The sequence below is a fragment of the SAR324 cluster bacterium genome (genome assembly GCA_029245725.1).
Lineage (GTDB): Bacteria > SAR324 > SAR324 > SAR324 > NAC60-12 > JCVI-SCAAA005.
The window spans coordinates 1-3,548 of the sequence record JAQWOT010000103.1; the positions used below are offsets into that span (position 1 = coordinate 1).

Annotated in this window: 3 protein-coding genes; all 3 read right to left on the reverse strand. The window is 45.9% G+C overall.

The features are described 5' to 3' along the window. Positions 1-327 (reverse strand): hypothetical protein (locus tag P8O70_04655; GenBank protein ID MDG2196171.1); only part of this gene is annotated, 327 nt, incomplete at its 3' end. A gap of 151 nt (positions 328-478) precedes the next feature. Next, positions 479-2,002, reverse strand: a complete 1,524-nt coding sequence (locus tag P8O70_04660) for a sigma-54 dependent transcriptional regulator (protein MDG2196172.1) — start codon at positions 2,000-2,002, stop codon at positions 479-481. An 11-nt stretch (positions 2,003-2,013) separates the two neighbouring features. Further along, a complete protein-coding gene (locus P8O70_04665) occupies positions 2,014-3,429 on the reverse strand; it encodes an ATP-binding protein (protein MDG2196173.1) in 1,416 nt (471 codons plus the stop codon). Between the last annotated feature and the right edge of the window lie 119 nt (positions 3,430-3,548).

Below are 3,548 nucleotides of genomic sequence, written 5' to 3' on the forward strand. Positions count from 1 at the left end.
CAAGCCACCATGATTCAGAGCCCTGAGGATTTTCTCAGAGTCTAGCTTCGCGCAAATAAGGATTTTGCGCGCATCAATTGTGTGAGAGTTTTCATGTAGACGAACGATTAAGTCCACACCATATGCTCCCGAAAAAGCACCACTGCAAATCAACAAGGACAGAGATGCTTCTTCATGAAGAGTAGAATTCAAGTACTCTTCAGCCTCTTTGAAAATCCCGACACATTTTAATTGGAAGTAGCTTTCCAGAAATGACAGTTCCTGCTTGACCGCATCCAGTAATGCCGTCTGTTCTAAACAGATCAAAATATGCAGATTCTTCTTCATCAAGAATTTGTTTTATAATGAGTATTATTGATTACTCAGCCTCTGGTGTACAAGGGCGAGATCTTGATGAGAGATTTTTAAGGGATCAAAGGAAGGATATTTTGGAGGGAGAGTGCAGCCTCATAAGGACTGCACTCATCATCGGATAAGTCTAGTCGGCTTCGAACTCAAAAACTTCACCCTCTTCACGATATTCATTCAGTTTGTTTCGTAAAGTACGGATGCTGATGCCCAAAATTCGTGAGGCATGGGTTCGATTTCCACCGGTTTCCTTCAGGGTCTCAAAGATGAGCTTCTTCTCTGCTTCCTTCATTGACATCCCTACCTCAATCCCAAGAGGCCCATTCACCGGATTTGAATTTGAATCAACGATAGTTTCTGTTGCTACCACAGCAGGCGAAGAGACTCTTGATGGTGTGGAAGCCGTTGCAGAAGCCAGATCCTCATTAATGGTTCGACTACCCATTTGAGAATGCATCAAGAGATGGTGTGGTAAAATTTCATTCCCGTTGCAGAGCAACATTGCGCGTTCCACCACGTTCTCCAACTCTCTAACGTTGCCACGCCAGTTGTAGTTTGTTAAGACATCCAGAGCATCCTGAACAATTAGAGGCCTCTCACGACCATTGAGTTGTGCATGCTTAGTCAGGAAATGTTCAACAAGAAGAGGAATATCATCCTTCCGCTCCCGCAAAGCCGGTAAGGAAAGAGGAATAACATTTAATCTGAAATAGAGGTCTTCTCTAAACTTGCCGGACTCGACACACGCCAGCATATGACGGTTCGTAGTTGCCACTACCCGAACATCCACTTTGATTGGATCCTTGCCCCCGACTTTATCAATTTCTTGCTCTTGCAGAACACGCAATAGTTTGGCCTGTAGCGGAAGGGCCATTTCGCTGATTTCATCCAGTAGAATCGTACCGGTGTGGGCTTGCTCAAATTTTCCACGGTGATCTTGGTTTGCACCAGTAAAGGAACCCTTCTTGTGTCCGAAGAGCTCACTTTCAAGCAGCGTATCTGGCATTGCTGCACAGTTCACAGCTACAAAAGGTTTGTTCGCACGTTCTGAGTTATTGTGGATATACTGAGCTAACAATTCCTTACCAGTTCCGCTCTCGCTCTGAATGAGAATCGTCGCCTTGCTACGTGAAACGTTGCGTGCAACCTCCAGCAGAGATTTCATCGCAGCATTTTGGGTGACGATTTCCTTCATATCACTGTTCGTTTGCTTACGGGCACCCCCCCCAGTAGGAGCAGCAGATCCCTTATCCTCTGTGGGACGCAACATGATGGGGCCCTTGTTGTCCTGATAAGCCAGTGCTCGTTCAACAATGAAAATAAAATTCTCAAAGTTGAAGGGCTTCACGATGTAGTCGAAGGCACCATGCTTCATTGCTTCCACAGCAGTCTCAATCGTACCATAGGCCGTTGCCATGATCACAGGCTTATAAGGCTCTAAGCCTTTGATATCCTTTAGTAGTTCCAAACCACTGCGCTTGGGCATCGTCATATCCGTGATGACCAGCGAGTATTCATTGTTCTTGAATTTTTTGAGGGCATCGATTGCATTATGCGAAAGCTCAACCGGATACCCACAGTGTTTGAGGGTCTCCGACATAGCAATCCGCATTTCGACTTCGTCGTCTACAATCAGGATGGGATGCGAAACCATATTGCTTCCTTTCAATAATGGACTCGTTCTTTGGGGAGGGTTGACGTGGGTTCATCCACTGGGATTTCTTCATCATCGTGGGCCACTGGGAACAACAAGGTGAAGCAGGTTCCCTGATCTACTTCACTTTCCACGTCGATGATCGCTCCATGCGATTCAATGATGTTATGAACAATTGCAAGGCCCAATCCGGTACCTCTTTCCTTAGTACTGAAGAAAGGATCGAAAATGCGCTTGCGCACTTCTTGTGACATGCCCGTGCCAGTATCTTCGATGGACACTTGCAACAAAGACATGCCATGTCGACGTTGAGAGAGCGGAACATGAGTGAATCGCTCTAGCATCTTGCGGTTGTCAGTCAGCACATTTCTGGTTGTCAGGCGAATTTCACCTTCTTCAACCATTGCCTGGATCGCGTTAATTAGAATGTTATGAAAGACTTGTTTGAGAAGTTCAGCTTCACCGCGAATCTTGGTGTTGGTCGCCAGGAAATCAGTCCGCATTTCGACATCATTGTATTCAACCAACTGCTCAAAAAAACTTAGATTTTCTCGAAGAAATTTGTGAAGGTCAATCACTTCTCTAGCAACTGGCCTCGGTTTTGTGTACTCCAACAAGTTCGAGATGATGTGATTCATGCTCTGAACCGCTGAAGAAATGTGATGAACCAGTTGTTGTGAAGAATCGCTTTGAACTTCTTTACGCAGCAGAGAGGTGAATAACTCAATGCTTCCCAGAGGATTACGAATTTCATGCGCGATACTGGCGGCCATTTGCCCCATTCCTGTGAAGCGATTTTTTCTCTCCGCTTCTTCTTCCAGTTTCCGAAGGTCCGTAATGTCCTGAATATTTACGATCAAGCCGAGCCATTCGTTCTGATCACTTTTCATCAAAGACAGATGCAGCCGCAGTTGCCTAGATAGGCCAGCGCCCCCACGTAATGTCATCTCCTGCTCTTGACCCTGCTGCAGGCTTTGCATGAATTCTGGGGTTAACTTCAATGGAAGAACTCGTTCTCCCAAGACTTCGTTCAATCGGAGGCCCCTTACTTCCTCCGCCATCTTATCAAGCAATCGCAGTGCTTTCTGATTCACAGAAAGAACTTCACCCTGAAGGTCAGTGACTACAATACCGAGAGCGGAACTCTCAAAGATATTATTCAGGTGGCTCTTGACCCTGTCTTTCTCAAGAAGGTTTTGCTCTAACTCACGATTCTTACGAGCTAACTCAGAGTTCAGTTCATCAACCTTCTGCTCAATACCTCTGTAATAATCCTGAAGCTTTTGGGTAGCCTGGTTGAATGCCTCAAAGCCCTGCACCAGTAACTGGGCATCCAGAGTCTCCTCTTCCGGGTCCAGTACCAGGAATTGAGAAGGATCCGGCAATTCATAAGTCAGTGGTGCCAATTGGCGCTTCTCATTACCCATACACGAAGCTCTCTGGACACCATGTTCCTACTGAGGACTCAGCCACCCTCAAATTGTATTTAAAGAAAATTGTTCTACTCCAGTGATTCCCTGAACTCAGGACTTTTTTGGGACAGACA

Bases quoted from the DNA above. Each gene is read 5' to 3' on its own strand.
- P8O70_04660 (MDG2196172.1), bottom strand. From the start codon at position 2,002: ATGGTTTCGCATCCCATCCTGATTGTAGACGACGAAGTCGAAATGCGG.
- P8O70_04665 (MDG2196173.1), bottom strand. From the start codon at position 3,429: ATGGGTAATGAGAAGCGCCAATTGGCACCACTGACTTATGAATTGCCG.